Origin of the sequence: Blautia sp. AM28-27 (genome assembly GCF_003480905.1) — a bacterium.
GTDB classification, from domain to species: domain Bacteria; phylum Bacillota; class Clostridia; order Lachnospirales; family Lachnospiraceae; genus Fusicatenibacter; species Fusicatenibacter saccharivorans.
Window position 1 is genome coordinate 22,119 of the sequence record NZ_QUJK01000026.1, and the last position, 6,289, is coordinate 28,407.

The 6,289-nt window shown below is 48.6% G+C and carries 5 protein-coding genes and 1 pseudogene; 4 read left to right on the plus strand and 2 right to left on the minus strand.

All coding sequences use genetic code 11. The annotated features are described in order from the left end of the window. Positions 1-113: 113 nt before the first annotated feature. Positions 114-1,400 (plus strand): hypothetical protein, encoded by a 1,287-nt coding sequence (locus DW743_RS17215; RefSeq protein ID WP_117762210.1) that lies wholly within the window; start codon positions 114-116, stop codon positions 1,398-1,400. Positions 1,401-1,423: 23 nt separating this feature from the next. After that, entirely contained in the window at positions 1,424-2,581 is a 1,158-nt protein-coding gene (locus tag DW743_RS17220; protein WP_158568592.1) for a M20/M25/M40 family metallo-hydrolase, read from the plus strand. A 127-nt stretch (positions 2,582-2,708) separates the two neighbouring features. Here DW743_RS17220 and DW743_RS17225 read toward each other — a convergent pair whose 3' ends face one another. Further along, complete coding sequence (locus DW743_RS17225) at positions 2,709-3,182, minus strand: hypothetical protein (RefSeq protein ID WP_117510953.1); 474 nt, start codon at positions 3,180-3,182, stop codon at positions 2,709-2,711. 226 nt (positions 3,183-3,408) lie between these two features. Between DW743_RS17225 and DW743_RS17230 the strand changes: the two genes are divergently transcribed. Next, complete coding sequence (locus DW743_RS17230) at positions 3,409-3,627, plus strand: FeoA family protein (protein ID WP_117762208.1); 219 nt, start codon at positions 3,409-3,411, stop codon at positions 3,625-3,627. Between the two features lie 52 nt (positions 3,628-3,679). Then, entirely contained in the window at positions 3,680-5,623 is a 1,944-nt protein-coding gene (locus tag DW743_RS17235; RefSeq protein WP_117762207.1) for a bifunctional diguanylate cyclase/phosphodiesterase, read from the plus strand. Positions 5,624-5,839: 216 nt separating this feature from the next. Here DW743_RS17235 and DW743_RS17240 read toward each other — a convergent pair. After that, positions 5,840-6,289: pseudogene (locus DW743_RS17240) on the minus strand (IS200/IS605 family accessory protein TnpB-related protein); the annotation flags it as partial.

The following is a 6,289-nucleotide window of genomic DNA, read 5'->3' on the forward strand; positions in this document are numbered from 1 at the left end:
ATTTTCAAAAACAATTCTTCTACATCTTACCATTTGCCTTTCGTCCTTAATAGGTGTAAAATTATGCCATAATTCATTTTTATGTCTTTAATTCTCGGAAAGGAATTTTATATATGAAAATCGGCGTAACAGGTTCTGACCATATCTGCGACAGGATTCAGAAAACGCTGGAGAAGCGCATGCCGGACCTTGAAGTGGTCTACCGGCGTTCCAACGATTACCGGTACGGTCTGGAAGCGGCTGCCCAGTTTCAGAAAGGGAAAGTATCCGGCATTATTTTTACTGGGCCGACCAACTATCACTATGCTTTAAAGCGGCTGGAGCCAAACGTTCCCTGGACCTTTCTTCCGCACAATCAGGCTTCCATCTTAAAAGCGCTGGCAGAATCTGCTGTCCGTTATTCCTGCGTGCCGGATGTCATCAGTATCGATATGTATGAGGAACAGCTTGTGCAGGAAACGCTGGAAGAGATCGGCATTTCCAATGGCCGCGTCCTTGTGGCACACGGCTCTTCTCCCGATCAGGGCGATTTTCAGGATGCCCTCACGGATTTTCACCGTTACAACTATTTTCACAACGGGGCGAAAATCTGCTTTACCAACATGGAAAAAACGTATGAGGCACTGTCGGCAGAAGGCATTCCCTGCATCCGCATCTCGGTTTCCGAGGATGTAATTCTGGAACAGGTTTATCATCTTCAGTTTCTGGAAAATACGGCGCAGAAGAACCGCGGGCAGAGTGCTTCCGTGCAGATCTATTTTGATTATTCCTTTGATCAGGAGACGGATCTTTCGCTCCGGGAATGGGAGAAGGTTCATTATCAGAATGAGATGCGCGAGCTGATCTACTCTGCCGCCCACCGCATGGGGGCTGCTGCGTTCTCCGAGGGCGCTTCTATTTTTTATATCATGTCATCCCGTCCGGTTCTGATGCGGGAATTTATTCAGAACGGGGAATATCAGAAGATTCTGTTTCACGGACAGCAGACGCCGCACAACCGGCTGTGGATCGGCATCGGCTACGGTGATACTCCCATGGAGGCGAAATCCCGCGCGGCAATGGCGCTCAACCACTCGATCGCGGACCGCTCCGGCGCGAACTATATTGCGGAGGATGAGCATCAGTTTACCGAAATTAAGATCAATGACCCGACCGATCACACGGCGTATCTTCTGCACCGGCTTCACATCAGCAGCAGTACGTATGAAAAACTGAAAGAGATTCTGCGGTCACATGATCAGGTAATCACTTCCGCACAGCTCGCTGCAGATATGGGGATCACGGAGCGGAGCGCCAACCGGCTGATTCTGCGGCTGGAACAGGAAAACTGTGTGACCACGATCGGCAAAATCAGCGGCGGCAAGGGACGGCCGGCACGGATTATGAAAATCACTTTATAAAACATAAGAAATGGAGAATGTTTATGGATAAAAGAACGGAACAGGCATTTGCCTATCTCGAGAAAAACGAACACAGTATGATGGAGCTGCTGAAAAATCTTGTCTCCATTGAAACACCTTCGGCTGATCGCGAGGCGAATGAGCGGATTGCGGCGCATCTCGATACGTACTGTGATGCGCTCGGCATGGAGCGTCAGGTTCATCACTTTGAGAAGGCTGGCCCGACGTTTGCCGCGTGGACCCGGCCGCAGGAAAAGAAGCCGATTCTTCTGCTTGGGCATATGGATACAGTTCATGCGGTTGGAAAGTTCGGCCCGGAACCGTTTCTTGTGAAGGATGACCGCGTGTACGGTCCAGGCGTTTATGACATGAAGGGCGGCGATGTGATCGCGCTGTTTGTGCTCCGCGCACTGAATGCGGTCGGGTATGAGGACAGACAGATCAAACTGGTGCTCACCGGTGATGAGGAAGTCGCCCATGCATTTTCCCACGGCGAGGCCGGAAAGCTTGTCGAGCAGTATGCCAGCGGCTGTGAGGCGGCTTTTAATCTGGAATCGGGCTACACCAGCGGCGAAGTGACTACGAGAAGAAACGGCGGCGCGATCATTCGCGTGAAAGTAAAGGGCAAAGCGGCTCATGCAGGAAAGGAGCCGCAGAAAGGCGCGAGTGCGATTCTGCAGGCGGCGCGCATGATTACAGAGATTGAGAGCCGCTCGGTGTTCGGCTATCTTTCCTTCAACTGCGGCCGTATTTCAGGCGGAACCGGAGCCAATGTCATCCCGGATTCCTGTGAGTTTTCCATCGGTATCCGATACGCGGCAAATGCGCAGTATGAAGAAGCCATCGCTTTCTTAAAAAATCTCTGCGAACACGTTACCGTTCCTGGCACAAGTTGCACCATGGAACAGAACGGCTACTACCCCGCCATGGAAATGGTCGACGGTGCCGACTGCCTCCTCTCCCTCTATCAGGAAAGCTGTAAACTCCTCGGCGAACCAATCCCGCAGGGCATCCAGCAGAGCGGCTGCTCCGACACCTCCTTCGTCACCCGCATCGGAATCCCCGCCCTCTGCAGCCTCGGTATCCAGGGCGCAGGCGCACATTCACTTGATGAGTATGCGATTCCGTCCTCACTGCTCGTGCAGTGCAAGAAACTGGTGGCCACGATTTTGGCGATGTAAAATGCTATGCGGTTCTTGACAAAACAGGAAAGTCATTTTAGCATAAAAAAAGAAACGGGTTTTTTGTCCGGTAAGCTCATCAGGAGCCGAGGGAGTTGCTCGTTTCTTTTTTGTTATCCTATTTTCTTTACCCTATCACATCCGTAACCGCATTCACCGCTTTCGCCACAAAGCTGATCGTCTTTTCATTGAACACTTCCCCGTCTTTTGAGATCGAAACATGTGCGAGTCCGATCTCATCTTTCTCGCTCGCTTCGGTGCTGCCCATGAGGGTTGTCCATTTGATATGGACATCGTCGGCGGTGATGGCGTGGTCGCATATTACGATGTACTGTGCTTCATCGAACAGCGGCGAATTGGATTCCGCATAGACGATGATGTCGTTGTTTTTTTCCTGATAGACGCGCACGGTATAATTTACCAGGTCTTTTTCATCCGTAATATAGTCCTTGTTCGGCGATACGGTTTCTTCGCAGATCAGGCTTGCATCTTTTGGAATGGTATTCTTCTCTTTCGTTTTGGTCATCCCGATCATCAGCATACAGTTGCAGAGCGCTGCGATCAGAACTGCAAGCAGCAGGATTTTTATTCTATGTTTCATTGTTTTCTCTTCCTTTTTCCATGTCATAGTTTGTCACTGATGTTTCATTTCCATTATACATGATTCCCCCAAAATAAAAAACGTTAAAATACGTCCGTCCCCATAAAAGCTTTTTTGAAAAAATTTCTCAAAGAAAAAGTTTTCCATTTTGTTCCAAATATGTTATGCTATACTATCCGTTAGGCAATTCTAACTTGATGCACTCTCGCAATAAAGGAGGTCCTGCATGCCTTTAAATTTAACCGTTTTCAATCAGTTTTACGTCATCAATAAAATCTGCGGCCAGGAAAAGCAGCGTCATTATCTGGAGTCGCTTGGGTTTGTTCCCGGGGCCAGGATTTCGATTCTGTCGGAGCTTCACGGTTATTATCTCGTCATGGTGAAGGGCAGTAAAATCGGGCTGGATAAGAGTCTGGCCAAGAAAATTATTGTGTATGCCAGCTGAACCGATGGCAGGGTTCACTTTTTGCATACGCATTTAGAAAGTATGGAGTATTATGGAAAAGAACAAAAAAATCATCAAACTGTGCTATCTGCAGATCGCATTCTATGTCGTCTTTCTGACATCGCTGTTTCTGCATTTCAAGCGTGGGCTGGATCATCGCGCCTTTGCGCTTCTGATTATCCTTACGCTGCTCGGCTGCGCCTCTGCACTGACGCTTACCGATTATCTGAAAAGCCTGATCCGCCGCTCCGGCTTTGATGTCGCCGGCGTGCACGATAAAAAGTCGCTGGAAGAAAAGCTCCTCCAGCTTCAGAACGCGGACGATACACTCGATGTCGGCGTGATGATGTTTGATATGAACAATTTAAAGATAATCAACGACACGTACGGCCACGAAGAAGGCGACGTCTTTATCCAGACCTTCGCCTCCTATCTGACCCGCATTCTGACCGAGGACAGCTTTCTGGCGCGGTTCGGCGGTGATGAATTTGTCATTGTGCAGAATCATGCAACCTGGAACCAGCTGGAGCAGATGAATCTTCAGCTGCAGACGATGATCGACACCTACAACCAGACGGCGGATCACCCGCTGAGCTATGCCGTCGGATATGAGCTGAGCTGCAAAAATCATTATTATCTGATCATGGATCTGCTGCAAATGGCGGACGAAAAAATGTACCAGGACAAGCGGTATAAAAAACAGCTCCAGAAAAACGGACCTCTCGCCGCCCGCCGCAGTATGCTTGCTGAGAGCATTTCCACGGATTCTTTAAAAGAAAAAATTTTTACGCTTCTCAATAACAGAAGCGAAGAAAAGCAGTACGCCTTTCTGATGACGGATGTCGACAATTTTCATCTGATCAACGATTACTGGGGTTATGAGATGGGTACGAACATTCTGAATTTCATCCTGAAAAAGCTGGAACTCTTTCCGCAGACACTCTTTGTGAACCGCTATCACTCCGATATCTTTGTCGGCATTATCGATATCACCGGGCAGGATCCGGCCGTGGTGCGGGAAAAGATTTCCGCCTATCACAAGCAGGCGATCCGCGAAGTGCTGGAATCGTACCCGCTGAATTACATGACGCTGAACACTGGCGTCTATTATCTGAATGACACGGACACACCAGCGGAGGAAGTCATCTCTCATGCCAACATTGCGCGGCGGCGTGCGAAGGAAACTTCCACCTGCGTCTTCGAATACAACGCCGAGCTTTCCAGCACGGAACAGAAGCGCGCGGAGACCATTCATTCCTTCCAGAATGCCCTTGCGAAAAAAGAATTTCAGATTTATTTCCAGCCGAAAATCAGCGGAAAAACGCAGGAAATTGCAAGCGCCGAGGTGCTGGTACGCTGGCTGCGCGAGGACGGCACGCTCTGGTTCCCGGACAGCTTTCTGCCGATTCTGGAGGAGACCGGAGAGATTGAGTCGCTCGACTATTATGTGTATAATGCTGCTTTCCAGTGGCTCGCTGACCGCCGGGAAAACAGACTTCCGCTGCTGCCGCTCTCGCTGAATGTGTCGCCGGTTCATTTCCGCAAGATCGATACGTTCACACAGCGGATCACACAGCTGCTCGATCATTATCAGATTCCTTCGAAGTACCTGGTTTTTGAGATCACAGAAACAACGTACATTCATAACATTGATGCCGTCAACCAGATGATCCGCTTTTTCCACGACCGGAATATCCGCATTTCCATGGACGATTTTGGGTCTGGATATTCGTCCTTAAATTCGCTGAAGGATATTCTGTTTGATGAAGTTAAAATTGACAAACATTTCCTCTCGGCGGGTCTCTCCGAAAAAGGAAAAATTGTGCTGGAAGAGATGTTTCATCTTTTAAAACGCACAGACAAATGGATTGTCTGCGAGGGTGTGGAGACGAAAGAGATGGTAGATTTTCTGATCGCCGAAGGATGCGACGAGCTGCAGGGATTCTATTATTATAAACCGATGGAACAGAAAAAATTTGAAGAGCTGATCGCTTGACAAAGTCCGAATTCTATACTATGGTTATCTCACCCGGTAGTTACTACCGAGTGAACCTCACATGACTAAAGTCACGTGCTTCCGGCCGCTTTAGGCGGCAGACCAAATATCGGCGGATACGCCTGTTACTTAGATTTTGCACAGATATGTGCTTCTTCCATGCCGGATACGGCAGGTTTCCACATAACAGGTAATCCACTGCATATCTGCCTGTGTTTATGCTGCTTTACGCAGTTCCATTTCTGAAATCAGTTCTCTCAGATCTGCATAAACACATGAGGTTCTACGCTTTACTGCAGGAACTTTTGCCTCCAGCAAAGACCTTTCCGTTTCCGGCAAGGGTTTTAAAATTTCACGGATAAAATATCTCGCTCCGATATTATACGATGCTGACAAATCACAGTTGTATCTTTTTCCAGTCTGAAACGTACACAGACGGTGATCCCGTATATCACGGTCAATCTCTCCTGATCCATCAAAGGCAAGCCTGCTCGTGTTCCAGGCACAGATTCGGGAAATTCGGATTTTCTTTCTATGTGCCTGCTGTCCGCACCGTTTCTGGATATCACGTTTTCTCCACATCTGCAGTTTCTGCTTTTTCTTCCCGGAAAGTTTTCCTTTCATTTCCAGATATTCGAAAACAATCACATCTGCCTTCTTTTCTGA

Excerpts from the sequence above, each read along its gene's own strand:
- DW743_RS17215 (WP_117762210.1), top strand. The coding sequence starts at position 114 with ATGAAAATCGGCGTAACAGGTTCTGACCATATCTGCGACAGGATTCAG.
- DW743_RS17220 (WP_158568592.1), top strand. The coding sequence starts at position 1,424 with ATGGATAAAAGAACGGAACAGGCATTTGCCTATCTCGAGAAAAACGAA.
- DW743_RS17225 (WP_117510953.1), bottom strand. The coding sequence starts at position 3,182 with ATGAAACATAGAATAAAAATCCTGCTGCTTGCAGTTCTGATCGCAGCG.
- DW743_RS17230 (WP_117762208.1), top strand. The coding sequence starts at position 3,409 with ATGCCTTTAAATTTAACCGTTTTCAATCAGTTTTACGTCATCAATAAA.
- DW743_RS17235 (WP_117762207.1), top strand. The coding sequence starts at position 3,680 with ATGGAAAAGAACAAAAAAATCATCAAACTGTGCTATCTGCAGATCGCA.